A 23864-nucleotide genomic window follows, 5' to 3' on the forward strand; every position below is an offset into this window, starting at 1 on the left:
GCTCCGCGCGCGTCTGCATGGCGCATGGGTAGCGCCATCGCGGCCCGCCTGCAACGCCCCAGCGGGCGCGGGAAAGTGGCGCTTTGCCGCTTGTCACATTTGCTATGCCGCTGCCGGTTTGACGTTGGGGCAAGCGCGATTTAAGGCGCAGAACAGGGATCGGACAGGTTTGCACGACGGCTTTGCGCCCGGTGTTGCATACGTATGCGCAAGTGCTACGGGGTGTGATGCAAGCGCGAGGGGATTCGTTGGCGCGGATTGTCCAGTCCCGCTCGTGACCCATTCGCTGCTTCCCGATGCCTCTACGCCAGGAGACGTAAGTTGACCCCGCTCGCAACCCCGCTGGCCGCCCAGAACCTCGCCACCCGTGCGGTGATCCACCCCAATCTCGGCACTTCGGCGCTGGTCGAGCATGCGCTGAAAAAGGGCGAGGGCCAGCTGACCAAGCATGGCGCGCTGCTGGTCGATACCGGGCGTTTCACCGGGCGCAGCGTCAAGGACAAGTATATCGTCCGCGATGCAGAGACCGAGAACACGATCAACTGGGGCACGATCAACCAGCCGATGAGCGAGGCGCATTTCGCCGCGCTCAAGGCCGATTTCCTCAAGGAGCTCGAGGGGCAGGAAGAACTCTATGTCGCCGATCTGTTCGGCGGATCGCAGCCGGAATACCGCGTCAACGTGCGCGTCATCAACCAGATGGCCTGGCACAACCTCTTCATCCGCACCCTGCTGGTGCGCCCCACGGCGGAGGAACTGGCGAGCTTCGTCCCCGAATACACCATCATCAACCTGCCGAGCTTCAAGGCCGACCCGGAACGCCACGGCTGCCGCAGCGACACGGTGATCGCGGTGAGCTTCACCGAAAAGCTGATCCTGATCGGCAACACCGAATATTCGGGCGAGATGAAGAAGGGCGTGTTCGGCCTCTTGAACTACCTCCTCCCCGCGCAGGGTGTGATGCCGATGCACTGCTCGGCCAACATCGGCGCGGACGGCAAGAGCGCGATCTTCTTCGGCCTGTCGGGCACCGGCAAGACGACGCTTTCAGCTGACGCCAGCCGCACCCTCATCGGTGATGACGAGCATGGCTGGTCGGACACCGCGGTCTTCAACTTCGAAGGCGGCTGCTACGCCAAGATGATCAACCTCTCGGCCGAGGGCGAGCCCGAGATCTACGCCACCACGCAGATGTTCGGCACGATCCTCGAGAACGTGACGATGGATCCGGCCACGCGCGAATTGGACTTCACCGACGGCAGCAAGACCGAGAACACCCGCGGCGCCTATCCGATCGAGTTCATCCCGAACACGAGCGAGAAGAACCTCGGCCCCGCGCCCTCGAACGTCATCATGCTCACCGCCGATGCCTTCGGCGTTCTGCCCCCGATCGCGCGACTGACCGCCGATCAGGCGATGTATTACTTCCTCAGCGGCTACACCGCCAAGGTCGCGGGCACCGAAATCGGCGTGACCGAGCCCGAGGCGACCTTCAGCACCTGCTTCGGCGCCGCCTTCATGCCGCGCCACCCGAGCGTCTACGGCAACCTCCTCAAGGAGCGCATCGCCAAGGGCGGCGCGGAGTGCTGGCTGGTCAACACCGGCTGGACCGGCGGCAAGTACGGCACCGGCCACCGCATGCCGATCAAGGCGACCCGCGCGCTGCTGAACGCGGTGCTCGACGGCAAGATGGACGCGGTGGAGTTCCGCAAGGACGCGAATTTCGGCTTCGAAGTCCCCGTCTTCGTCTCCGTGCTGGCCGAAGCCGGGATCGACCAGACGATCCTCGATCCGCGCAGCACCTGGGCCGACGGCGCCGAGTATGACGCCACCGCCAAGAAGCTGGTGCAGCTTTTCATCGACAATTTCGCGCAGTTCGAAGCCCACGTGGACGAAGGCGTCAAGAACGCCGCGCCCGCGCCGGCGAGCGTCGCTGCCTGACGCCATCACGAGTTGGAGAGGGGGGCCCCGCCCGGCGCTAAGACCGGAGCGGGGCCTTTTACCTTGAAATGCCGCACACCTGCGCCACACTCGCCCCGACTCGCTTAGAAGGAGGGACGTGATGAGCATTCTCGACGGCATTCTGAAGAATATCGGCGGCGCGCCGGATGATGTGGTGAACCTCGCGGCCAAGATCGGGATCGACCCGGCGATGGCCGAAAAGGCGATCGCCGCGCTCGGCAAGACCCATCAGCTCGACGGCGACACCGTGACGCTGGCGGCCGAGAAGACCGGCCTCAGCCCCGACATCCTCAATCAGGTGGTGAGCGCGATCGGGGGCGAGGGCTCGCTCACCCACTTCGCCTCGATGCTCGACAAGGATGGCGACGGCAATCCGCTCGACGACATCATGGGCATGGCCTCGGGCCTGCTGGGCGGCGGCAAGAGCTGAGCTGACAGGCGCGCGCCCCGGCGCGCGCCTGCACCCGTTCCCGGCTACTCCACCTCGGGAACCTCGACCGGATCGGGGAGATTGCCCAGCTGGAGCGGGGTGCCCTCGCTGGCATCGGCGATCGCGGCGATCAGCTGCTTGGCCTTGGCCGCCGCCCACCCGCCGTGGGGATTGGCCGCCACGGGGGCAAGCATCGCGCGGGCAAAGGCGATCTTGCCCTCGCCCACCAGCATAATCCCGGCATTGATCTGCAAGCCGTGATCGAAGGGCGCTAGCACCGCCGCCCGTTCCAGCGCCGCGCGCGCATTCTCGTTGGGCTCCTTGCCCTGCTGGACCTGCGCCCGGTAGAAGAAGATCAGCGGCAGCGGATGATCGTTCTCGAGCGCGTTGAGCGCGACGAAGGGCTTGATCGCCGCGGAATAGGCGGCCTTGCGCTTGTCGGCCTCGGCGGCTTCGGCCTGGCGGAACAGCGCGTAGCCTTTCTGGACATAGGCATTGGCGCGCGCGGGATCGCGGGCGATCGCGGCGTCGGCAGCGGCGATCGCCTGCGCATCGTTGCCTGCATCATACTCGGCTTCGGCCAGCGCGGTGAGCACGCCCGGGTCTTCGGGAAATTTCGCCGCCACCAGCCGCGCCTCGGCCAGCAGCACCGCGGCTTCCTCGGAGTCGACGCCGCGCTGCGAGCGGATCTGGAGCGGCATCATCGCCGCCTCGCCCGCGGTCAGCTGGCGCAGGGTGACGGGGCCGATCGCCAGCTTGTCGGGCGGCAGCTTCAGGGCGGCCATGCGCGGCTGGCGCAGATAGGCTTTCAACTCCTTCTCCAACTGGTCGAGATCGCCGAAAGCCGCCTCGCCCGCCGCCTTCTGCTCCATGCCCTGGGCAAGGTTCACCAGATAGGTGTTGAGCTGGCCCCGGCGGCCTTCCGTGAAGAACAGGTAGTGATACAGCGCCCAGCTCTTGGCGTAGAAGGTGTCGTAGCCCTTGACCTTCTTCTGCTCGTACAGCGCGGGGTCGATCAATTCGCGCACATGGACCGGATCGGCAAAGGCGAGGTCGCCCGCGCGGTGCTCTGCCGGACGGCCGATCCACAGGCTGCCGTCGCGCTCGAAACTGGCCGAGGCGAAGAATTCGGCCGCGCCCTCGTCATACCAGCGCGGCTTGGCGAAGCGCGAGGAGGACAGCAGGAAGTGGTGGGCATTTTCGTGCAGCAGCACGATGGTGGTGAAATCGGGATAGCCGTTCTGCTGGTTGCGGATGTCCTGCACGAAGGCGCGGCTGCCCCCGGCGCGCGGGATGTAGAAACCGGCGATCTTGCGGTCGCCCGAGAGCGAGCGCATCGCCCGCTCGCCGCCCACGACATAGATGACGACGCGGTTGGAGGGGCTGGGCTTGTCGGCCTTGCGCCCGGTCACGAACACCATCGCGCTGTGATAGCGCTCGAGGTTCTGGGCAAAGGTGCGGATGTCGGCCTCGCGGTCGTCGGCGTAGATGACGAAGTGTTCGGAGGAGGCTTCGTACCATTCGGCTGCGGCGGGGGTGGCGACGGCGGCCAGCGCCAGCGCGGCGAGGGCAAGACGGAACAGCGCGGAAATCATCGGTCGGGCCTCCCCCCGGCAACGGCCCTGCGATGGCCGCGTCGGGGTGCAGCATATCGAGCTTTTGCCGCGATGCCAGAGGGTTGTTGGAGGGGTGGGCCGAAAAGTCAGCCGGATTGTGGCCGCGTGTTCTCGAGATATTGCCAGATGCGGCTCACCACCACCGATCCCTCGCCCACCGCGCTTGCGACGCGCTTGACCGAATTGGCGCGCACATCGCCCACCGCGAAGATGCCGGGCGCGGTGGTGGCGTAGTCGTCACCCTGGCCCGCCGCCGCGCCGGTGAGGACGAAGCCCTTGGCGTCGGTCTCGGCGAGGCCCGAGAGCCAGCCGGTGTTGGGCGCGGCGCCGATCATGATGAACAGCGCGCGGGCATCGATCCGGCGCTCGCTGTCGCCGGTTTTCAGTGTGAGGCCTTCAAGCCACGTCTCGCCGTGCAGCGCCGTGACTTCGGAGTGGTAGTGGATGGTGACGCGCGGATCGGCCTCCAGCCGCTGCGAGAGATAACTCGACATCGAGGCCGCAAGGCTGCCCGAGCGCACCACCAGATGCACATGGGCCGCCGCGCGGCTGAGGAACATCGCCGCCTGGCCCGCCGAATTGCCGCCGCCGATCACCACCGCCTCGGTCTTCGAACAGAAGCGCGCTTCCATCTCGGTCGCCGAGTAGAAGATGCCTGCGCCCTCCAGCTCCTCGAGATGCTCCAGCGGCAGGCGGCGGTATTGCACGCCGGTCGCCACAAGCACCGCGCGGGCGCAGAGCTCGTCGCCGTCATCCAGCGTCAGGCAGTAGGCCCCGTCCTCGCGGCGGCTCATCGCCTCGACCCGGCGCGGCATCACGAAGCGCGTGCCGAACTTCATCGCCTGCACCTGTCCGCGCCAGGTGAGGTCGGTGCCGCTGATGCCGGTGGGGAACCCCATGTAGTTCTCGATCCGGCTCGACGTGCCCGCCTGCCCGCCAACGGCCGTGTCCTCGACCACCAGCGCCTCGATCCCCTCGCTCCCCGCATAGACCGCTGCGGCGACCCCCGCGGGGCCCCCGCCGACGATCACGAGGTCATAGGTCCGGCGCGAACAGATATCGAGGTCCATGCCGAGATATTGCGCGACCTTGCGCGGCGTGGGGTCTTCGAGCCGCGTCCCGTTGCCCAGCACCACCGCCGGCTCGTGACCGATGAGGGTGCACACCGCGACGCTCTGCTCGTCCTTGGCGTCGAGATCGAAGCTCTTGAAGGGAATGCGGTTCCTCGACAGGAAGCGCTCGACCGCCTGCACCGCCGGATCGCGGTCTGCCCCCACCACCTTGACCGCCGCCGAGCCGAGTTCGAACTGCTTGCGGCGGCGTGCGGCGAAGACGGTGATGATGTGGTCGGAGAGCTCGGGCACGCGGCTCATCAGCTCGAGCATCGCGGCGCGCGGGGCCTCGATCACGCGGGTGTCCTGACAGGCGCGCATCTTCAGGTAATTGGTGCCGCGGTTCAAAAAGGCGATCTCGCCCATGAACTGCGTCGGCCCGAGCGAGGAGGGCAGCAGCCGTTCGCCGGTATAGGGATTCACCACCTCGATCTCGCCTTCGAGGATGTAGACGAAGCGGTCCATCGGCTCGCCGATATCCATGACGATCGCGCCGGCGGGGTAGACCTTCTCGCCCCCGATCGCGCAGATCGCATCGACATGCTCGGGCGCGAGCGGCACCCGGCGCATGGTCTCAAGGTCTTGTCCCAGTGTTTCCATGCGGCCCTCCTGTCATGCGCGGGTTGCAAGATGGGGACAGGATAGCGGTTTGGGAAGCGGGGGATGTGCGGGGATTGCTATGTTGTGTTCGGGAAGGCGGTGCATGCCCACCCCTAACCCCTCCCGCAAGCGGGAGGGGGACTGTTGGCACTGATCCTCCCCTCCCGCTTGCGGGAGGGGCCGGGGGTGGGCCTGCTCGACGCCCGTCTTACCCCTTCGCCCCCGCGATGTAGCGGCTCACCGTGTTCGCCATCACCGAAAGCGGCGCATTGCCGCCCAGCACCACGGCGGTGTTGAAGCCCTTGAGGTCGTATTTCGCCCCCAGCTCGGCCTGCGCGCGGGCGCGGTTCTTGACGATCTCGGAATGGCCGATCTTGTAGCCGCAGGCCTGCCCCGGCCAGGAGCAATAGCGGTCGACCTCGGAGGCGACCTCCTCGACCTTCGAGCCGTTCTCCTCGACGAAGAACTGCCGCCCCTGTTCGCGCGTCCAGCGCTTGTGGTGCATGCCGGTGTCGACCACCAGCCGGCAGGCGCGGAAGGCGAGCGATTGCAGGTATCCCAGCCGCCCGACCTTGAATTCGTCATAGGCGCCCAGCTCGTCCGCCAGCTGTTCGGCATAAAGCGCCCAACCTTCGGAAAAGGCGTTGAAGGCGAGGATCGAGCGGATCAGCGGCAGGCGGTTGCTGAATTCGCCCTCCCACACATGGCCCGGGATCGCCTCGTGGAAGGTGAGATCGCCGAGGTCGTATTTGCGGTGGAGGTCGGTGGTGCGCAAGTTGATCCACATCCGCCCCGGAATGCTGCCGTCCTTGCTGCCAGCGCCCCCGTAGGCCCCCGGCGCGCCGGGCTCTTCGGCGAGCGGCAGGCGGCGCACTTCCATCTTGGGATCGACCAGCGTGTTGAAGGCGCGCGGCATCTGCGACTTGATCCAGCCGAGCCGCTCGTTGATGAAGGCGAAGATCTCCTCGCGGCCCTTGTCGCCCTCGGCAAAGTGGTAGCGCGGATCGGCCGAGAGCGCGCGCATCCGGGCGCCGACCGAGCCTTCGGTGTAGCCGATTTCGCGCAGGATCGGGTCCATGCGGGCGTGGAGCGCCTTCAACTCGTCGAGGCCCTGCTGGTGAATCTCGTCGGGGGTGAGCTTCGTGGTGGTCGAGGCGCGCAGGGCCCAGGCGTAGTAGTCCTCGCCGCCCGGCTGCGCCCACATGCCCGCCGCGTCCTTGGCGGCGGCACGCTGGATTTTCAGCTCGGCCAGCTGGCGTTCGAGCGCGGGGGCGATGCCGGTGGCGGCAATGCGTTCGGCCTGCGCGGCGGCCTTGTCGGCTCCCGCGATGCCGCTCGCGGTGAGCGGCCCGGCATAGCTCTCGCCCGTCGCGGCGATGCTCGCCTCCATCTGCGCGATCGCCTTGTCGAGCAGGAAGGCGGGCGGCACCACGCCCTGCCCGCGCGCGTCGCGGATGCGGTCGAGCTCGCCGTCGAGCAGCGCGGGAACCTCGGCCAGGCGGTCCATGTAGGGGCCGATGTCCTCGGGGGTCTTCAGCGGCTGGCCCGAGCCGAAGAAACGCGGCAGATCGATATAGCCGCCGACGTTCTGGATCACGACATAGGGCGCATTGCGCCAGCTGCCGACGGCGACGTCGCCATAGGGCTTGGCCATGCCCTCGAGCGCGCTGGTGAAGGCGGTCTCGACCACCTCGAAGCCGATCTGCTGGTCGCTGGTGAGGCCATCCTTGGGATAGGCCTTCACCTCGGCGACCAGTTCCTTGAGCGTCGCCGCATATTCCGCGCGGCCCTCGGCCCCGCCGGTGCCGAAGGTCGATCGCCACGCGGCATATTCGCCGGTGTCGACGCCGAGGCCGGTCGCGCGGCCCGGCTCGTGGGCGAGCATGGCATAGGCCACCCGCTCCAGCGCCGCGTCGGGCGCGAGGCCCTTTAGCGAGGTGCTCGTGGCAGCACTGGCGGTGGCCGGCGCGGGGCTCGCGGCGCAGGCCGGCAGCAGGGCAAGGGTGGAGGTGCCCGCCAGACCGGCAAGGGTCTGGCGGCGGGTGATGCGGGTGGTGCTCTCTCTCATGGAGGCAAGGTTAGGCGGCGCGCTTGGCCCAAGTCAATTGCACCTGACGTGAGGCTTGGTCTAAGGCGCGGGCATGACTGACATCGTGCTCGCCATCGTCATGCTGGCCGCCTTCGCGCTGGTCGCGGGGGCCTTCGTGCTGTGGCGGCGCACGGGCGAGGCGAAGAACCCCGCGCTGATGGTGCTGCTGGCGGTGATCGCGGTGATCAATGTGCTGATTTGGACTGTGCCCGCGCCCGGCGGAACCGCGCCGATCGAACAGGTGAAAAAGGCCGCCGGAGGGGGCTAAGGGAAAGCCTCCCCCGGCCAAGGAAGGTAATCATCGACGCCGCAGGCGTCGCAAGCCCGAACGGGCGCCCGCAGCGATGCGACCTGTAGGTCGCGTGAGCGAGGAACGGCGCGCCCGGAGGGGCGCGCCGTCGCAACAAAAACTTATTCCGGGATTCTCCAGGTGACCCCATTCGAATAGGTCCCCGCGACCGGCTTGCCGTTGCCGTCACGCGCCGCATCGAAGCGGGCGCGCTTGGTCACGAGGTCGCAGGTCGCGCTGTCGAGCGCGGGGTGGCCGGTCGAGCGGGTGATCGTGCACCCCGTCACCTTCCCGCGCGCGTCGATCTGGAGCGTGAAGCGCGCGGTGCCCGAGAGCTCCTCCTGGATCCAGCGCGGGCGGTAGTCGTCATTGGTCACCCACTTGCCGGGGTTGCCCTTGGGCTTGGCGCCGACCGGATCGTAGAGCGAGGCGGCGCTGGGCGAGGGGCCGGTTCCGAAGGTGATCGGCCCGGTGGTCACCGTCTCGCCGCCGGTGGGAAAGGTGGGCACCGGATCGCCCCGGCCAAGATCGACTGGCAGGGGCGTGGGCGGCAGCGGGGTCGGAAGGGGCGTGGTCGTGGTGGTTGTCGGGGCGTCGCTCTGCTTGGTCTCGGGCGTCGGGGTCGGCGGCGGGGGCGGGGGCAGGGGGATGTCGGTGACGTCGCGCGCCTCGGGGTTGGGCGCCTTGGGCGTGGTGGTCACCGTCACCGCGAGGCCGACGATCAGCAGGGCGCCGAAGGCCCCCGGAATGCCGAGCGCTCCGGCAAGCGCGGCGGCGTTGGGACGGCGATTGGCAGACACGTAAGTCATGCAAGGGCTCCTCTCTCCATCAGTGTGGGAGCGGTGGCCGGAGCACCTTGTCGCAAGCAGAACACTCCGGCTCCGCTCGCGTGCGAGAGTACTATGAGTTTTGCTAGGCGCGAAGCGATTTCGCGTTGTTTTTCAGGACTGTATTTTTTCCAATCATTTCAGTAGAGAAAAGAGTGGAGTCCTTGTGTTCCGCATCGCATCCGCGATGCGAAATCCTCGCTCACACGCCCTGCGGGCGCGTCGCTGCGGGCGGGCGTTCGCCCTTGCGGCCCGTCCTGCGGCGGGCCGGTGAGTCGTTTGTGCGCGTGCCCGCCTCCGCGGGCACGTCCTCGGTGCTGTTCCCTACGCTTCGCTGCGGGGCACCTGCGGGCGGGCATTCGCCCTTGCGGCCCGTCCTTTGGCGGGCCGAACCAGCGCGAGTCGATTGGGAAGCGGTGATCTCGGTCGCGCAGCGACCGCGAGCGCACGCGCGCGAGCCGCAGGCGCCCCGAAGCGAAGCGTAGGGAACAGCGCCGAGGACGCAGCCGCGGAGGCGGCTGCGCAAACCAAAACACCCTATTTAATCGGACAATCCGGCGAGAGGCGGAAATCCAGATAATTGTCCACCGAGCGCATCAGGTCGTCGAGTTCGTTCTCGAAGAAGTGGTTGGCGCGCGGGATTTCCTCGTGGTGGATGGTGATGTGCTTCTGGGTGCGCAGCTTGTCGACCAGCTTCTGCACCGCGCCCGGCTGCACGACCGTATCGGCCGCGCCCTGCACGAAGATGCCGCTTGCGGGGCAGGGGGCGAGGAAGCTGAAGTCGTACATGTTGGCCGGCGGCGCGACCGAGATGAAGCCGCGCACTTCGGGGCGGCGCATCAGCAGCTGCATGCCGATGAGCGCGCCGAAGGAGTAGCCCGCGATCCAGGTGCTCTGCGCCTCGGGGTGGATCGACTGTACCCAGTCGAGCGCGCTTGCCGCGTCGCTAAGCTCGCCGATGCCGCTGTCGAAGGACCCCTGCGAGCGCCCCACGCCGCGGAAATTGAAGCGCAGCGTCGCAAAGCCGCGGTCGGCGAAGGTCTTGTAGAGCCGCTGGACGATCCGGTCGTTCATCGTCCCCCCGCCTTCGGGGTGCGGATGGAGGATCATCGCCACCGGCGCGCGCGGGCGCGGGGGCGGGGAGAAACGGCCTTCGAGACGGCCCTCGGGGCCGGGAAAGATGACGGACGGCATCGGTGAACCCTAGATCTTTGTGCGCCAGCGCCGGGTGGCGCCGAAAATTGTGCGGCCTATATAGGGTCACTCGCGAAAACCGCAATTTCTTACGGGGACAAGAGCCATTCCGGAACGGGTCTATCTCGACCACGCCGCCACCTCGCCGCTGCGCCCCGAGGCGAAGGCGGCGATGGAGGAGGGGTTTCGCCTGTGGGCGAACCCCTCCAGCCCCCACGCCGAAGGCCGCCGCGCCCGCGCCGCGCTCGAGGATGCGCGCGAGCGGATCAAGCGCGCGCTGGGGTGGAGCGGGGAGCTGATTTTCACGAGCGGCGCGAGCGAGGCCCTTTGGATTGCGCTCAATCGCGCGAAGGCGGAGCGCCGTATCGTCAGCGCGGTCGAGCATGACGCGGTGTTCCGTGCGGCACCGGATGCCGAGGTCGTGCCGCTTACCGAAGGCGAGGTCGATCCCGACACGCTGCCCGACTGCACAGGCGCGCTGGTCGCCGTGCAGCAGGTCAATTCCGAAACCGGAACAGTGCTTCTGCCCTACGCCCGCACGACCCTTGCCGACATCGTCAGGGACAAGGGCGGCACGCTGCTCGTCGATTGCTCGCAGGGTGCGGGCAAACTTGTGCTGCCACAGGCAGAGATGCTGGTGATCTCGGCGCACAAGTTCGGCGGCCCGATCGGCATTGGCGCGCTGCTGGTGCGCGATTTTGCGCTGCTTGAGCCAGTTGGCGGCCATGAGCGGGGCTATCGGCAGGGCACCGAGAACCTGCCGGCCGCAATGGGCATGGCTGCTGCCCTCGAAGCGGGCGGCTATGAATCATGGGGCGTGGATGTCGAGCGGCAGTTCGCCTTCAAGAAGGCGTTGGCCCGCCACGCGCAGATCATCGCCCCCAGCTCCCAGTGCCCGCACATCATCGCGCTGACCCACCCCACCATGAGCGCGCAGGCCCTCCTCATCCGCCTCGACGCCATGGGCTTCGCGGTCTCGGCGGGGAGCGCGTGTTCCTCGGGCACGCTCAAGAAAAGCCGGGTGCTCGATGCGTTCGGGGTGCCCGACGATGTGGCGGCGCGCACGATCCGGGTGAGCCTCGGGTGGTCGACCACGCCCGAGGAACTGGAGCGCTTCGCCGAGGTCTGGGCGTCGCTCGCATGATCTACCTCGACTACCAGGCCACCACGCCCCTCGCCCCCGAAGCGCGCGAGGCGATGCTGCGCTGGCTTGGCGGGCCGGAGAGCGACACTTTCGGCAACCCCCATTCCCCCCACCGCATGGGCCGCATGGCCGCGGCCGCGGTCGAGACCGCGCGCGAGCGGGTTGCGGCACTCTTGCCCGAGAGCGGTCGGCTGGTGTTCACCAGCGGCGCGACCGAGGCGATCGACACGGTGATCCTCGGCACAACCGGCGATGTCCTCACCTTCGCAACCGAACACGCCGCGGTGCTCGATTGCGCGCGCGCGGTCGAGGCGCAGGGGCGGCGCTTCACCATCCTCCCGGTCACCCCCGACGGCCGCGCCGACCTCGCCGCGCTCGAGGCCGCGATCACCCCGCACACTGGGCTCGTCGCGGTGATGGCGATCAACAACGAGATCGGCGTCAGGAACCCGCTCGCCCCGGTGGTCGAGATCGCCCGCCGCTCCGGCGCGCGGGTGCTGGTCGATGCGGTGCAGGCCTATGGCAAGGTGCCGGTCGAGGTCGCGGCGGACTATATCGCTGTCTCCGCGCACAAGGTCCACGGGCCCAAGGGGATCGGCGCCTTGTGGCTCGGCCCCGATGCCCCCGCGCCCGCGCCGCTGCTGCATGGCGGCGGGCAGGAGGGCGGCCTCAGGTCAGGCACGCTCTCGCCCGCCCTGTGCGCCGGGTTCGGGGCGGCGGCGCAGGTGGCGCAGGAGGGGCTAGAAGCGCAAATGTTTCACGTGGAACTTTTGTGGAACATCGCGCGCGAGGCCTTCGCGGGCTGGGAGCTGAACGGCAGCGCGGTGGATCGCTGGCACGGCAATCTCAACATCCGGCGCGATGGCCTCGATGTCGCCCGGCTGATGAGCGACTGCCGCAATGTCATGTTCTCCGCAGGGAGCGCCTGCGCCTCCGGATCGGGCCGGCCGAGCCATGTGCTGCGCGCCATCGGCCTCTCCGACGTCGAGGCAAAGTCCTCTATCCGATTGGGTTTCGGGCGCTATACGACGGCACAAGAGATCGAAACCGCCGCCGCCGCGATTCTCGCCGCCGCCAAGGAGCAAGGCCTGTGAGCATCACCATCACCTTCCTCGACCAGCGCGGCAAGCCGGTCGCCGCCACCGCTGAGCCGGGCGACAACCTGCTGCGCGTCGGCCAGGCGGCGGGGCTCCCGCTCGAGGGCACCTGCGAGGGACAGATGGCGTGTTCGACCTGCCACGTGATCGTCGCCGCCGAATGGTTCGACCGCCTGCCGCCCGCGACCGAGGAGGAGGAGGACATGCTCGATTTCGCGGCCGGAGCGCGGCGCACCTCGCGCCTTTCCTGCCAGATCGAGCTGACCGCGGAGATGGACGGCCTCACCGTCACCATCCCCGCCGCCAGCGCCGACGCGCGGCGGATGTAGCCGCGCCCCGCCTCAGGCCTCGGCCTGCTCCATATTGAGCGCGGCCATCAGCGCCTCGGTGAAGGCGGGGATGTCACCCGGCTTGCGGCTGGTGATAAGGTTGCCGTCGACCACCACCTCCTCGTCGACCACCGCCGCACCGGCATTGGCGAGGTCGGTGCGGATCGAGGGCCAGCCGGTGACCGAGCGGCCTTCGATGATGTCGGCCTCGGCCAGCAGCCAGGGGGCGTGGCAGATCGCCGCGATCGGCAGGCCCGCGGCGTCGAATTCGCGCACCACCTCGATCACCTTGTGCTCCATGCGCAGGACATCGGGGTTCATCTGCCCGCCGGGGAGCAGCAGCGCGTCGTAATCCCCGGTGACGATGTCCCCGATGGTGAGGTCGACCGCGACGCTGTCGCCCCAGTCCTTCTGGTCCCACCCCTTGATCTCCCCCGGCTTCAGGCTTGCGACGGTAACCTGCGCGCCGGCTTCTTCGAGCAGGCGCTTGGGCTCGGTCAGTTCGGACTGTTCGTAACCGTCGGTGGCGATGATGAGGATGCGTTGCATGGGGGTCTCCTGTGGTGGGGTTCCCCGGGACTAGCCCGCCGCGCGCCCCCGTGTTCCGCCCGGCACGGCGGAGCGCAGGGCGCGCGCGGCGGGACGAGGGTCAGGAGGCCTTGGGCGCCTCGGGCACTGGCGCAGGGTTGGCGGCGGCGAAGCGGCGGCGCACCGCGTTCTGCGCCCACCAGCCTGCGCCCAGCGGCAGCGCCAGCGCGCCCGCGAGGATCAGCAGCGCCGCGATCACGCCGAAGATCGAGCCCAATGATCCGAGCGCGCCCTTGACCGGCCGCAGGAAATTGCCGCCCGCACCCCCGCCGGTCTCATAGCGCACGGTAACGCGGCTATAGGCGACACGGCCGCTCATTTCCCTGAGCCAGCTCTTCGCCTGATCGATCTCCTCGTTGACCTCCGCGAGGCTGCGTTCGGCCTCGACCAGTTCGCTGACCTTGCCCTTGCGGTTGCGCAGCACCTCGGTCAGCCGGTCGCGCAATTCGGCGCGGGCGCGCACGCGGGCCTCGGTGTCGACGATCTGCTTGGAGAGCTCCTCCGAGGCGATTTCGGCCGAGACCTGCTCTGCCCCGGCATCGAGCGCCTCGTCCTCGAGCAGCGCGCCAAACGCGCGGGCCTGCCGCGTGGCGACCGCCATTTCGAGCACGCCCTCGACCTCGCCCGCTTCCGCCCCCGTCTTGGTCATGCCGATGATCTGGCACGAGGCTGGGCCCTGCTGCTCGCACAGCGAAGCGTGGCGGCGCTGTAGGCCGCCAATGGCGTCCGCCTCGAGCTTCCAGCGATAGTCATATTCGTAGGCGAGCTGGGGGAGGCTGGTGGGGATCTTCTCGAGTTCGGGCATCGCCTTGCTCGCCGCATCGGAGCGCTGCTGCGGGGCGGGAGGGGCGGCTTCGCTGGAGCTCATCGCCTCGGCAGCGACGGCGGTCTCGCTGCTGTCGGCATAGCTGGCGTCGGTGTCATCGCGCGGCTTACTGCAGGCGGTGAGGGTGAGGGCAGTGACGGAAACGGCGCAAATCAGGATCTTACGCATGGGTTCTCTCCTCGGTGAAGCTGGCCGGCGGGGTGCGACTCAGCACCTCTGCCTCAGTTTCGCCGCAATCATGCCTTATTTTCGCCATAATCCAACCGCAATTTTGCCACATTCTTGCCGCGATCTCCGCGGCCATGAAATTTGCAACCCTGTGGAAACCCCTCTCCCTCGGGCGCGCGGCGGTTGTTATGGGGGAGCATGGCCGCGCCCCCCACCACCGACACCCCCGACGACGGCTTCGACGCGATCGTCGATGCGCCCTTCGATGCCGCCCTGTCCGAGCGCTATCTGGTCTATGCGCTCTCGACGATCACCGCGCGCTCGCTGCCCGACCTGCGGGACGGGCTGAAGCCGGTCCACCGCCGCCTGTTGTGGGCGATGCGCCAGCTGAAGCTCAATCCGAGCGATGCCTTCAAGAAATCCGCCCGCGTGGTGGGGGACGTGATCGGCAAGTATCACCCGCATGGCGATGCCAGCGTCTATGACGCGATGGTGCGCCTCGCGCAGGACTTCTCGCTGCGTTACCCGCTGGTCGAGGGGCAGGGGAATTTCGGCAATGTCGATGGGGATAACGCCGCCGCCTACCGCTACACCGAAGCCCGCCTGACCCGCACCGCATTGGAGCTGATGGCGGGGCTGGATGAGGGCACGGTCGATTTCCTCCCGACCTACAACGGCGAGGAGATCGAGCCAGAGATCTTCCCCGGCCTGTTCCCCAACCTCCTCGCCAACGGCGCGAGCGGGATCGCGGTCGGGATGGCGACCTCCATCCCCAGCCACAATGTCGCCGAGATCATCGACGCGACGCTCGAACTGATCGACAATCCCTCGGTCACGCACGAACGCCTGATGGAGCTGTTCAAAGGCCCCGATTTCGCCACCGGCGGCCAGGTGATCGACAGCGCGGCCGCGATCAGCGAGGCCTACCGCACCGGCCGCGGCGCCTTCCGCCTGCGCGGCCGCTTCCTTGCGCCCGAGGCCAAGGACGAGGCCGACATCGCGCAGGGGATCGAGCGCCTCGGCGGGGGCCAGTGGCAGCTGGTCATCTCGGAAATCCCCTATCAGGTGCCCAAGTCCAAGCTGATCGAGCAGATCGCTCAGGCGATTGCCGATCGCAAGCTCCCGATCCTCGAGGACGTGCGCGACGAGAGCGACACCGCGATCCGTATCGTGCTCGTCCCCAAGAGCCGCAATGTCGATCCCGAGCTGCTCAAGGAGAGCCTGTTCAAGCTCACCGATCTGGAGACCCGCTTCGGTCTCAACTTGAACGTCCTCGACGCGCGGCCCGGGTTCGGGCGAACGCCGATGGTGATGGGGCTGAAGGAGCTGCTTGAAAGCTGGACCTTCGCCCAGATCGACATCCTGCAGCGCCGCGCGAAGCACCGGCTCGAGAAGATCGCCGACCGGCTCGAGCTGGTGCGCGGCTACATCATCGCCTTCCTCAATCTCGACCGGGTGATCGAAATCATCCGCACCGAGGACGAGCCCAAGCCGGTAATGATGGCCGAGTTCGAGCTCACCGACCGGCAGGCCGAGGCGATCCTCAACATGCGGTTGCGCTCCCTGCGCAAGCTCGAAGAGATGCAGCTGCGCAAGGAGCAGGACGAGCTGCTGGCCGAGGAGGCTGAGCTCACTGCGCTGCTCGAAAGTCCGGCGAAGCAGCGCACGCGGCTGAAGCGCGATCTGCGCAATCTGCGCAAGGCCTATGCCGAGGATACGCCGCTTGGGCGTCGCCGCACGCTGATCGCGGAAGCTGCCGCGACGGTCGAATTCAGCATGGACGCCATGATCGAGAAGGCGCCAGTGACGGTGATCCTCAGCCAAAAGGGCTGGATCCGCGCGGCGAGCGGGCATGTGCCGCTCGATCAGGAGTTCAAATACAAGGAGGGCGACGGCCTCGCCTTCATCCTCCACGCCCAGACGACCGACAAGCTGCTCCTCGCCGCCTCCGACGGGCGGTTCTTCACGCTGGGCTGCGACAAGCTCCCCGGCGCGCGCGGGTTCGGCGAGCCGGTGCGCACCATGATCGACCTCGAGAGCGAGGCCAATGTCAGCGCGCTGATGGTCCACCGCGCGGGCGGCCGCCTGCTGCTCGCCTCGAGCCACGGCAAGGGCTTCGTCGCCGAGATGAACGAGCTGCTCGCCGAGACCCGCAAGGGCCGGCAGGTGGTGAACCTGAAGGACGGGGCGAAGCTGTCAGTGATCCGCCCGATCGGCGAGGGCCACGACCATGTCGCGGTGGTCGGCGACAACCGCAAGCTGGTGGTGTTCCATCTCGACGAACTGCCGGTGATGGCGCGCGGGCAGGGGGTGCAGCTGCAACGCTACCGCGACGGGGGGATGGCCGATGCGACGACCTTCGTGCTGGCCGATGGCCTCAGCTGGCAGATGGGCGGCTCGGGCGAGCGCACCCGCACCGAGACCGAGATCCGCATGTGGAAGGTCGCGCGGGGCGCGGCCGGACGGATGCCGCCGCAGGGCTTCCCCAAGAACAACCGCTTCTCGTGAAGCGATGCGGCCGGGCAGCATAGGCCGCCCGGCCGCGCTTACGGCTTATTTGCCGCCCGAGGGCCTCGCGGAACCCGCCTTGGCGGCCGCCGCGGCGATCTGGTCCTTGCTGAACAGCACCATCAGCTGGCCTTGCGCGTTCACCGCGAAGTGCTCCTTCTTCAACGGGAAGGTGCCTTCCGGGGCGAGCAGTTCGACGCTGTCGGCGGCAAGGTCGACCTTGCCGAGCTTGCCCGCATCGCGTCCGCCGGCCGAGATCACCGCCGCGCCCTGAACCAGCGCGGCGTCGCGCTTGGCATTGGCCTCGGCGATGCGCTCGTCCATCATGGTGTCGACCTGGTCCTTGGTCGCGCCCACGGTCTTGCCCTTCTCGCCATCGGCGATCATGTTCACCGGCACCGGGGCCTTGTGCTTGCCGGTGTCGATCACGACCACCTGATCATTGACCTCGGCGACGGTGCCGACTTCATTGCCGTCGGAGCCGTAGATCGTGGCGCCGACCTCCTGCGCGAAAGCGGCGGCGGGGGTGACGGCGAGGGCGCCCGCAAGCAGCGCCAGCTTGAGATTCTTCATCGTTCTGCTCCCTACATCATCGGCCGGGGGTGGACCTGCCAGGGGATGGCAGGACCGGCCATGGGGTGTGCGGGCCATTGCGCCTGTCGGGCGCTTCGGGGGGTGACCCGCAGGAACAAAACTAGCCCCCGTTTCATGAACGGCGCCATTCATCTTGGGCCCTTGCGAGCTGCGCTCGTCGCGCTTTTGGTGCGGGTTTCGGCGGGCCGTGCCGGTCAGGGGGCGGCGCGCGCGAGCTCTTCGGCGAGGATTTCGTCGATGCGGGCGGGTTCGGGGAAGCCCTCGGCGAGCCAGCGCGCTTCGACTTGCTGGAGGATTCGCGCCACCGCAGGCCCCGCCGTCACCCCGCGCGCGACGATTGCGCCGCCCTTGAGCGGGAAGGCGGGGACGCTCCAGCCCTCCAGCACCCGCGCATCGCCGCCGCTCAGCAGCAGCCGGTCGATGGCGAGGGGCGGGGTGAGGCGATAGGCGAGCGCCTTGGGGTTCGCGCTGTCCTCGGGCTTGCGCTCGGCGGCGGCAACAAGGCGGGTGCGCTGCGCCTTGGAGAGCCGGAGGCGCGCGGCGACGGTCTCGGCGGTCTCGGGGCTGGGGGGGAGCAGCGCCGCCAGCCGCCGGACGGGATCGGGGGCGATGCCCTGCGCGCTTTCGGCTTCGATCAATCGGCGAAGCCCCGCGATCTGCGGCGGGCAGGCCTCGGGCAGGATCACCGGCAGCACGCCGCGCGCGCGCATCCTCGCCACCGTGGCATGGGGATCGGGCAGGCCGAGCAGGGCGAGCAGCTCGCTCGCAATTCGCTCGCGGCTGAGGCCCTTCAGGGTATGGGCGAGTTCGGCGCAAGCATCCTCGGCCTCGTCGTCGAGATCCGCGCCGAAGCGGGTCTGGAAGCGGTAGTAGCGCAGGATGCGCAGGTGGTCCTCGGCGATCCGCTGGCGCGCGTCGCCGATGAAGCGCACGCGGCGCGCTTCGAGATCGGCGAGCCCGCCGAACCAGTCGGCGATCTCCAAAGTCTCGGGGTGGGCATAGAGCGCGTTGATGGTGAAATCGCGCCGCGCGGCGTCCTCGGGCCAGTCGGAGGCGAAGGCGATGGTCGCGCGGCGGCCGTCGGTGGCGACATCGCGGCGCAAGGTGGTGACCTCGACGGGCCCGTCCTTGAGGATCGCGGTGACGGTGCCGTGGTCGATCCCGGTCGGCACGGTGCGGATGCTGGCACGGCCGCAGGCGGCGATCACCTCGGCGGGCATGAGCTTCGTCGCGCAGTCCACATCCGCGACCGCCACCCCCAGCAAGCCGTCGCGCACCGCCCCGCCGACCCAGCGGATGTTGTCTGCGCCGAGCGCGCGCGACAGGGCCACAAGCCCTTCGCGCTTCGTCCAGCCCGCCTCGCCGAGATCACGCAGCATCGCGCAGTGCCTCCAGCGACACGCGGCGCGACAGGTTGGCGATGATCGCCGCGGTCACGCCCCAGATGCGGAAACCCTGCCAGTCGAGTTCGAGATAACGCCGGTTCGCCCCGCGCCAGAACACCTCGTTGGTGCTCCAGCTGGCCGGATCGAGCAGCAGGGCGAGGGGGGCCTCGAACCACGCCTCGACCTCCTGCGGGTTGGGGACGAGCGGCAGGCCGGGGGGCACGACGCCCACCACCGGGGTCACCAGAAAGCCCGTGCCGGTGTGATAGTCATCGCTGGTGCCGATCACGCGGACGGCCTCGCGCGGCAGGGCCAGCTCCTCCTCGGCCTCGCGCAGGGCGGCGGTGACAGCGTCCTCGCCCGGATCGAGCTTGCCGCCGGGAAAAGCGACCTGCCCCGGATGATCGCGCATCGCGGTGGGGCGCTGGGTGAGGATCACCTGCGGATCACGCGGCACATCGGTGATCGCGATCAGCACCGCGGCGGGCGTCGCGCGGCCTTCAGCTGCAAAGTGCGCGTCGCTCAGGAGGTCGGGAATGTCGCGCGCATGGCCCTCGGCAAAGGCGCGGACGAGGGGATCGTAGAGGCTCATGGCAGCAGCCGGAACGCCTCGCCCCGGCTGGTGACCTGCCAGCCGTTCGCTTCCGCGCCCTCGGCCAGCGCGATCTCGGCGAGCTGCGCCCAGGTCGATCGGTTCAATCGCGCCTCGCACCCGCGCCGCACGTGGAGGTAGAGCGCGGGCTCCTCGGCCGTGCCCGCCGCGCGCAAGGCATGGCCCGGGCCGGCGATCACAAGCTCGTCGGTGTTGGTGCGCAGCACCAGCGCATCGTCCTTGCGCACGCAATCGGTGGCGATGAAGGCGGCGTCCTCGACCTCGATCGCGAGCTTCTCGACCGGGGTGACCAGCCAGTGATGGCCCGCATCGTCGCGGGTGAGCAGGCTCGCAAAGGCGCGCACCATCGCCTCGCGCCGGATCACGCCGCCCTCGTGGAACCACGTCCCGTCGGCGGCGATCACCATGTTGCTCTCGCCGAGCTTGGCGGGCGACCACTGTTCGACCGGCGGCAGCTGGCGCTGCTCGACCAGCGCGGCGATCTCGGCGAGGGTCAGGCCGGCAAGGTGCGGGGGCGGATCATAGGGCATGGCGGGAACGGGGATGGCAGATGGGGCGGGGAAGGTGAAGGGGTTACCTTCCCTTATCTAACCTTCCCACGGCCCGAGCATGCCTTCGGACGGCATTGCGGCAAGCCCGTGGCCGCGGGCGAGGAGGCGGTCCTGTTCGTAGGGGCCCGGGCAGCGCCAGCCGCCGGTCATGGCGGCGGAGAAGCCCCAGCGGCCGTAATAGGAGGCATCGCCGATCAGCACTTGCGGCAGAGCGCCGCGACCTGCGGCAGAAAGCCGTGCATCCTCGGCCAACATCGCGCTCATCAGCCCGACGCCAAAGCCTTCGCCCTGCCGTTCAGGCACCACGGCGACGGGGCCGACCATCACCAGCGGCACCTGCCCCTGCTTTGTCTGCAAGCCCACTGGCCAGCACTGGATCGTCGCCACCAGCAGATCGTCCTCGTCGAGCGCGGCAAGGCTCAGGCCCGGCAGCCAGCCCATGCCCTCGCGGATGCGATAGGCGGTGCGCGCATGGCGATCCGGCCCGAAGGCGCGGTCGAGCACTTCCTCGATCATGGCGGGTTCGACCGCCTCGAGCGGGATGATCGTTGCAGCGCCGGCAGCGGCGCGGGGGCTTGCGCTCATTTCGCGGTGAGCTTCAAGAGCCGCGCGCCCTTGCCGTCCTGCGCCACCCAGATCGCTCCGTCGGGCCCTTGCGCGATGGCGCGCAGGCGGTTGTCGAATTCGTGGCGGGCGACTTCGCGCGCGCTCTCGCCCTCGATCGCGACATCGACGATCGCCTGCGTGGCGAGACCGGCGATCAGCGCATGGCCCTTCCACGCCGGGAACTGGTCGCCGGTGTAGAAGATCATCCCGCCCGGCGCGATCACCGGGTTCCAGCTGAGCGCGGGTTGGGCAAAGCCGTCCGTCGGCTCGTGATCGGGAATGTTGTCGCCATTGTAATGATCGCCGTTGGAGCGCACCGGCCAGCCGTAATTGGCACCGGGTTTGACGAGGTTAAGCTCGTCACCGCCCGCCGGGCCGTGCTCGACTTCCCACAAGCGGCCCTCGGCGTCCCACGCGATGCCGAGCAGGTTGCGGTGGCCGTAGGACCAGATTTCGGCGCTCACCCCGCCCTTGCTTTCCAGCGGATTGCCGGCAGCCGGTGTGCCATCGAGATTGAGGCGCACGATCTTGCCGAGCGTTGTGCCGGTATCCTGCGAAGGCGCGCCCTTCTGCCGCTCGCCGCTGGTGACGAACATGTACTTGCCGTCGGGCGAGAAGGTGATGCGGTGCGAATAATGCCCGCGCCCGGTGACCTTGGGGGTCTGGCGCCAGATGACATTGAGGCCTTCGATCGCGCAGGTGGTGGGCGCCGAGCACACCAGCTTGCCCTTGCCGACCACCGCACCGCGGGTGTCGCCTTCGCCCGCCTCGGCCCAGCTGAGGTAGATCGTGCGGGTGCCGAGCGTGCTAGCGGCCTCGGCCGGGAGGAAGGCGATATCGCCGAGCCCGCCCTGGCCGCCGTAATCGACCTTGGGCGCGCCCGCGACGGTGGCGGTCTCGCCGGTCTTGGTGTCGATCAGCTTCACCGTGCCCGCCTTCTCGGTGACGAACAGGGTCGCTGTGCCGGGGGCGAAGGCGATCGCCCAGGGCTCCTCGAAGCCGGCGACATCGGTGGTCTCGAACGCGGCTGCGGCCGGCGCGGCATCGCTTTCCCCGGTTTGCGCATTGGCGCAGCTTGCCAGCATCAGCGCGGGGGTCGAAAGAGCGGCGAGCAAACGGGCAGAACGGATCATGCTTGGGGTCACTCCGGAATTGATCGCCTCGGGCGCGCCGCTGGTGATCGGCGTCGACGAGGCAGGGCGCGGGCCGCTCGCGGGGCCGGTGGTGGCCGCGGCGGTGGTTCTGGGCGCGGCGATACCTGCGGGGCTCGACGATTCCAAGCGCCTTTCCGCAAAGCGCCGCGCGCGGCTCGACGAAGCGATCCGGCAGGGCTGCGGATGGGCGGTCGCGGTGGTGGAGCCCGAGGAGATCGACCGGCTCAACATCTTCATGGCGACGATGCACGCGATGACCCGCGCGGTCGCGGCGCTGACCGCGGCGCTCGGGCGCGGGCCGCAGGAGGTGCTGATCGACGGCAACCTCACGCCCCACGGCCGCTGCCCCGACTGGTGCTGGCCCGCGCGCGCTATCGTGGGCGGGGACGGGATCGAGCCCGCCATCTCGGCCGCCTCGATCATCGCCAAGGAATGGCGCGACCGCATGATGCTGGAAGCGGCGGCCGCGCACCCGCATTACGGCTGGGAGCGCAACAAGGGCTACGGCACCACCGAACACATGGAAGCGCTTCGTCTCCACGGCCCGAGCCCGCTCCACCGCCGCAGCTTTGCGCCGGTCTCGCAACTGGTGCTGATCTAGATCGCCTTCGGGCGAGGGTGAGTCCTCCCCGCCACACCCCCATATCCGGAGTCCCCGGCTGCCTGCCGGACTCAACATCTTGTGCCGGACTCGTTTCGTTCCGCCCGCGCGCTGGTCGCTGCCGCAATCCCCGCGCAAAATTAGAGGCTTGACGCGGACTCTTCAAAGACTCATGCCTGTGGATAAGTTCCCATACATGACAGGCGAGGGCCCCGTGGCAGGCGTGATAGAAAAGGTGAAGTCGCGTGCGAAAAGCGCTGTAAAGGCGCAAGAAATCGTTCGCGCCGATCTCCCGCTGGGCCGCATCCTGCCAGGTGACTGCATCGCCGCGATGCGCTCGCTGCCCAAGGCCAGCGTCGACCTCGTCTTCGCCGATCCGCCCTACAACCTGCAACTGGGCGGCGATCTCGCGCGGCCCGATGGCAGCCATGTCGATGCCGTGACCGACCACTGGGACCGGTTCGACAGCATGGCCGCCTATGACAAGTTCACCCGCGAATGGCTGGCAGAGGCGCGCCGCGTGCTGAAGCCCGATGGCGCGCTGTGGGTGATCGGCTCCTACCACAACATCTTCCGCGTGGGGTCGATCCTGCAAGACCTCGGGTTCTGGATCCTCAACGACATCGTCTGGCGCAAGACCAACCCCATGCCCAACTTCAAGGGCACCCGCTTCACCAACGCGCATGAAACGCTGATCTGGGCGAGCATGGGCGAGAAGTCGCGCTACCACTTCAACTATCGCGCGATGAAGACCTTGAATGACGAGCTCCAGATGCGCTCGGACTGGGTGCTGCCGATCTGCTCGGGCGGCGAGCGGCTGAAGGAAAACGGCAAGAAGGCGCACCCCACCCAGAAGCCCGAGGCGCTGCTCTACCGCGTGCTGCTGGCGACCACCGAGAAGGGCGACGTCGTGCTCGATCCCTTCTTCGGCACCGGCACGACCGGGGCGGTCGCCAAGCGGCTGGGCCGCGAATGGATCGGCTGCGAGCGCGAGGATTTCTACCGGGAAGTGGCGACCAAGCGCATCGCCCGCGAATTGCCGCTCGATGAAAGCGCGCTCACCACGATGCAGAGCCCGCGCACCGCGCCCAAGGTGGCGTTCGGCGCGGTGGTGGAGGCGGGGCTGATCCCGCCCGGCAGCCAGGTGTTCGACCGCAAGCGCCGCTTCATCGCCACCGTGCGCACCGACGGCAGCCTTGAATGCGATGGCAAGACCGGCTCGATCCACGGCCTCGGCAAGGAGCTGCAAGGCGCGCCGAGCTGCAACGGCTGGGCCTTCTGGCACTACGAGCAGGGCGGAGAAGTGCAGCCGATCAACGCCGCGCGGCAGCTCTACCTGCTCGCAGCCGAGGACTGATCAGAACAGCTTGAACACCGCCAGCACGATCAGGACGACCGCGATCAGCAGGCCGTAGGTCACTCGCATTCTGCCCCCGCGCCGCCTGCGGTTTTCCTCGCGGTCCCGGCGGATGTCCTGCCCGATCGACTGGGCGTCGAGAAACAATTCCATGATTGCCAGCATGTTGCGCGGCCTCCTTGACGCCCGGCATAATGCTGCGGGGGTTAGAAAAGCGTGAAACT

At 68.3% G+C, this 23864-nt stretch carries 23 protein-coding genes; 9 read left to right on the forward strand and 14 right to left on the reverse strand.

The window, feature by feature from the left end; all coding sequences use genetic code 11:
* The first annotated feature begins 321 nt into the window (after positions 1–321).
* A complete protein-coding gene (locus PFX90_RS08025; RefSeq protein ID WP_285711874.1) occupies positions 322–1941 on the forward strand; it encodes a phosphoenolpyruvate carboxykinase in 1620 nt (539 codons plus the stop codon).
* Positions 1942–2062: 121 nt separating this feature from the next.
* Positions 2063–2392: a hypothetical protein gene (locus PFX90_RS08030; RefSeq protein ID WP_285711875.1), complete on the forward strand. Its 330-nt coding sequence runs from the start codon at positions 2063–2065 to the stop codon at positions 2390–2392.
* A 44-nt stretch (positions 2393–2436) separates the two neighbouring features.
* On the opposite strand, the gene PFX90_RS08035 is transcribed toward PFX90_RS08030, so the two are convergent.
* From PFX90_RS08035 to PFX90_RS08045, 3 genes are all read right to left on the reverse strand, one after another.
* Entirely contained in the window at positions 2437–3987 is a 1551-nt protein-coding gene (locus PFX90_RS08035) for a hypothetical protein (RefSeq protein ID WP_285711876.1), read from the reverse strand.
* 107 nt (positions 3988–4094) lie between these two features.
* A complete protein-coding gene (locus PFX90_RS08040; protein WP_285711877.1) occupies positions 4095–5720 on the reverse strand; it encodes an FAD-dependent oxidoreductase in 1626 nt (541 codons plus the stop codon).
* A gap of 208 nt (positions 5721–5928) precedes the next feature.
* Entirely contained in the window at positions 5929–7788 is a 1860-nt protein-coding gene (locus PFX90_RS08045; RefSeq protein WP_285711879.1) for a DUF885 domain-containing protein, read from the reverse strand.
* A gap of 73 nt (positions 7789–7861) precedes the next feature.
* On the opposite strand from PFX90_RS08045, the gene PFX90_RS08050 reads away from it, so the two are divergent.
* A complete protein-coding gene (locus PFX90_RS08050) occupies positions 7862–8077 on the forward strand; it encodes a hypothetical protein (protein WP_285711880.1) in 216 nt (71 codons plus the stop codon).
* A 143-nt stretch (positions 8078–8220) separates the two neighbouring features.
* Here the strand turns inward: PFX90_RS08050 and PFX90_RS08055 are convergent, their stop codons facing one another.
* Positions 8221–8907, reverse strand: coding sequence for an energy transducer TonB (locus PFX90_RS08055; RefSeq protein WP_285711881.1), 687 nt, complete (start codon positions 8905–8907; stop codon positions 8221–8223).
* 555 nt (positions 8908–9462) lie between these two features.
* Complete coding sequence (locus PFX90_RS08060; RefSeq protein ID WP_285711882.1) at positions 9463–10119, reverse strand: alpha/beta hydrolase; 657 nt, start codon at positions 10117–10119, stop codon at positions 9463–9465.
* 172 nt (positions 10120–10291) lie between these two features.
* Here PFX90_RS08060 and PFX90_RS08065 point away from each other — a divergent pair, with 172 nt between their 5' ends.
* From PFX90_RS08065 to PFX90_RS08075, 3 genes are read left to right on the forward strand one after another with little or no spacing between them, the layout of a single operon-like run.
* Complete coding sequence (locus tag PFX90_RS08065; RefSeq protein WP_419180087.1) at positions 10292–11263, forward strand: cysteine desulfurase family protein; 972 nt, start codon at positions 10292–10294, stop codon at positions 11261–11263.
* Positions 11260–12357, forward strand: coding sequence for a cysteine desulfurase family protein (locus PFX90_RS08070; protein WP_285711883.1), 1098 nt, complete (start codon positions 11260–11262; stop codon positions 12355–12357). Before PFX90_RS08065 ends, PFX90_RS08070 begins: the two co-directional genes overlap by 4 nt.
* On the forward strand, positions 12354–12689 hold the full coding sequence (locus PFX90_RS08075) for a 2Fe-2S iron-sulfur cluster-binding protein (RefSeq protein ID WP_285711884.1): 336 nt from the start codon (positions 12354–12356) through the stop codon (positions 12687–12689). Before PFX90_RS08070 ends, PFX90_RS08075 begins: the two co-directional genes overlap by 4 nt.
* 12 nt (positions 12690–12701) lie before the next feature.
* Here PFX90_RS08075 and PFX90_RS08080 read toward each other — a convergent pair whose 3' ends face one another.
* Positions 12702–13238, reverse strand: coding sequence for a type 1 glutamine amidotransferase domain-containing protein (locus PFX90_RS08080; protein ID WP_285711885.1), 537 nt, complete (start codon positions 13236–13238; stop codon positions 12702–12704).
* A 100-nt stretch (positions 13239–13338) separates the two neighbouring features.
* Positions 13339–14271, reverse strand: a complete 933-nt coding sequence (locus PFX90_RS08085; RefSeq protein WP_285711886.1) for a DUF4349 domain-containing protein — start codon at positions 14269–14271, stop codon at positions 13339–13341.
* Positions 14272–14469: 198 nt separating this feature from the next.
* On the opposite strand from PFX90_RS08085, the gene parC reads away from it, so the two are divergent.
* A complete protein-coding gene (parC, locus tag PFX90_RS08090; protein WP_285711887.1) occupies positions 14470–16779 on the forward strand; it encodes a DNA topoisomerase IV subunit A in 2310 nt (769 codons plus the stop codon).
* A gap of 45 nt (positions 16780–16824) precedes the next feature.
* Here parC and PFX90_RS08095 read toward each other — a convergent pair whose 3' ends face one another.
* From PFX90_RS08095 to PFX90_RS08120, 6 genes are all read right to left on the reverse strand, one after another.
* Positions 16825–17352 (reverse strand): hypothetical protein, encoded by a 528-nt coding sequence (locus PFX90_RS08095; RefSeq protein ID WP_285711888.1) that lies wholly within the window; start codon positions 17350–17352, stop codon positions 16825–16827.
* Between the two features lie 215 nt (positions 17353–17567).
* Positions 17568–18752, reverse strand: a complete 1185-nt coding sequence (locus PFX90_RS08100) for a CCA tRNA nucleotidyltransferase (protein WP_285711889.1) — start codon at positions 18750–18752, stop codon at positions 17568–17570.
* Positions 18742–19350 (reverse strand): CoA pyrophosphatase, encoded by a 609-nt coding sequence (locus PFX90_RS08105; RefSeq protein WP_285711890.1) that lies wholly within the window; start codon positions 19348–19350, stop codon positions 18742–18744. The genes PFX90_RS08100 and PFX90_RS08105 overlap by 11 nt, the downstream gene beginning before the upstream one ends.
* Positions 19347–19901, reverse strand: a complete 555-nt coding sequence (locus tag PFX90_RS08110; protein ID WP_285711891.1) for a DUF1285 domain-containing protein — start codon at positions 19899–19901, stop codon at positions 19347–19349. The genes PFX90_RS08105 and PFX90_RS08110 overlap by 4 nt, the downstream gene beginning before the upstream one ends.
* Positions 19902–19958: 57 nt before the next feature.
* Entirely contained in the window at positions 19959–20507 is a 549-nt protein-coding gene (locus PFX90_RS08115) for a GNAT family N-acetyltransferase (RefSeq protein ID WP_285711892.1), read from the reverse strand.
* Positions 20504–21661 carry a PQQ-dependent sugar dehydrogenase gene (locus tag PFX90_RS08120; protein ID WP_285711893.1) on the reverse strand — a complete coding sequence of 386 codons (1158 nt, stop codon included), beginning with the start codon at positions 21659–21661 and terminating at the stop codon, positions 20504–20506. Before PFX90_RS08120 ends, PFX90_RS08115 begins: the two co-directional genes overlap by 4 nt.
* Between PFX90_RS08120 and PFX90_RS08125 the strand changes: the two genes are divergently transcribed.
* Positions 21660–22283, forward strand: coding sequence for a ribonuclease HII (locus PFX90_RS08125; RefSeq protein WP_285711894.1), 624 nt, complete (start codon positions 21660–21662; stop codon positions 22281–22283). The two genes, PFX90_RS08120 and PFX90_RS08125, sit on opposite strands and share 2 nt — an antisense overlap.
* A gap of 196 nt (positions 22284–22479) precedes the next feature.
* A complete protein-coding gene (locus PFX90_RS08130) occupies positions 22480–23640 on the forward strand; it encodes a site-specific DNA-methyltransferase (RefSeq protein ID WP_285711895.1) in 1161 nt (386 codons plus the stop codon).
* On the opposite strand, the gene PFX90_RS08135 is transcribed toward PFX90_RS08130, so the two are convergent.
* A complete protein-coding gene (locus PFX90_RS08135; protein ID WP_285711897.1) occupies positions 23641–23805 on the reverse strand; it encodes a hypothetical protein in 165 nt (54 codons plus the stop codon).
* Positions 23806–23864 lie beyond the last annotated feature (59 nt).

This window comes from Erythrobacter oryzae, from assembly GCF_030271515.1.
Classification (GTDB): Bacteria; Pseudomonadota; Alphaproteobacteria; order Sphingomonadales; family Sphingomonadaceae; genus Erythrobacter; species Erythrobacter oryzae.

Excerpts from the sequence above, each read along its gene's own strand:
- PFX90_RS08045 (WP_285711879.1), bottom strand. The coding sequence starts at position 7,788 with ATGAGAGAGAGCACCACCCGCATCACCCGCCGCCAGACCCTTGCCGGT.
- PFX90_RS08115 (WP_285711892.1), bottom strand. The coding sequence starts at position 20,507 with ATGAGCGCAAGCCCCCGCGCCGCTGCCGGCGCTGCAACGATCATCCCG.
- PFX90_RS08120 (WP_285711893.1), bottom strand. The coding sequence starts at position 21,661 with ATGATCCGTTCTGCCCGTTTGCTCGCCGCTCTTTCGACCCCCGCGCTG.
- PFX90_RS08130 (WP_285711895.1), top strand. The coding sequence starts at position 22,480 with ATGACAGGCGAGGGCCCCGTGGCAGGCGTGATAGAAAAGGTGAAGTCG.
- PFX90_RS08065 (WP_419180087.1), top strand. The coding sequence starts at position 10,292 with ATGGAGGAGGGGTTTCGCCTGTGGGCGAACCCCTCCAGCCCCCACGCC.
- PFX90_RS08105 (WP_285711890.1), bottom strand. The coding sequence starts at position 19,350 with ATGAGCCTCTACGATCCCCTCGTCCGCGCCTTTGCCGAGGGCCATGCG.
- PFX90_RS08070 (WP_285711883.1), top strand. The coding sequence starts at position 11,260 with ATGATCTACCTCGACTACCAGGCCACCACGCCCCTCGCCCCCGAAGCG.
- parC (WP_285711887.1), top strand. The coding sequence starts at position 14,470 with ATGGCCGCGCCCCCCACCACCGACACCCCCGACGACGGCTTCGACGCG.
- PFX90_RS08100 (WP_285711889.1), bottom strand. The coding sequence starts at position 18,752 with ATGCTGCGTGATCTCGGCGAGGCGGGCTGGACGAAGCGCGAAGGGCTT.
- PFX90_RS08110 (WP_285711891.1), bottom strand. The coding sequence starts at position 19,901 with ATGCCCTATGATCCGCCCCCGCACCTTGCCGGCCTGACCCTCGCCGAG.
- PFX90_RS08085 (WP_285711886.1), bottom strand. The coding sequence starts at position 14,271 with ATGCGTAAGATCCTGATTTGCGCCGTTTCCGTCACTGCCCTCACCCTC.
- PFX90_RS08095 (WP_285711888.1), bottom strand. The coding sequence starts at position 17,352 with ATGAAGAATCTCAAGCTGGCGCTGCTTGCGGGCGCCCTCGCCGTCACC.
- PFX90_RS08135 (WP_285711897.1), bottom strand. The coding sequence starts at position 23,805 with ATGCTGGCAATCATGGAATTGTTTCTCGACGCCCAGTCGATCGGGCAG.
- PFX90_RS08050 (WP_285711880.1), top strand. The coding sequence starts at position 7,862 with ATGACTGACATCGTGCTCGCCATCGTCATGCTGGCCGCCTTCGCGCTG.
- PFX90_RS08040 (WP_285711877.1), bottom strand. The coding sequence starts at position 5,720 with ATGGAAACACTGGGACAAGACCTTGAGACCATGCGCCGGGTGCCGCTC.
- PFX90_RS08060 (WP_285711882.1), bottom strand. The coding sequence starts at position 10,119 with ATGCCGTCCGTCATCTTTCCCGGCCCCGAGGGCCGTCTCGAAGGCCGT.
- PFX90_RS08035 (WP_285711876.1), bottom strand. The coding sequence starts at position 3,987 with ATGATTTCCGCGCTGTTCCGTCTTGCCCTCGCCGCGCTGGCGCTGGCC.
- PFX90_RS08030 (WP_285711875.1), top strand. The coding sequence starts at position 2,063 with ATGAGCATTCTCGACGGCATTCTGAAGAATATCGGCGGCGCGCCGGAT.
- PFX90_RS08080 (WP_285711885.1), bottom strand. The coding sequence starts at position 13,238 with ATGCAACGCATCCTCATCATCGCCACCGACGGTTACGAACAGTCCGAA.
- PFX90_RS08125 (WP_285711894.1), top strand. The coding sequence starts at position 21,660 with ATGCTTGGGGTCACTCCGGAATTGATCGCCTCGGGCGCGCCGCTGGTG.
- PFX90_RS08055 (WP_285711881.1), bottom strand. The coding sequence starts at position 8,907 with ATGACTTACGTGTCTGCCAATCGCCGTCCCAACGCCGCCGCGCTTGCC.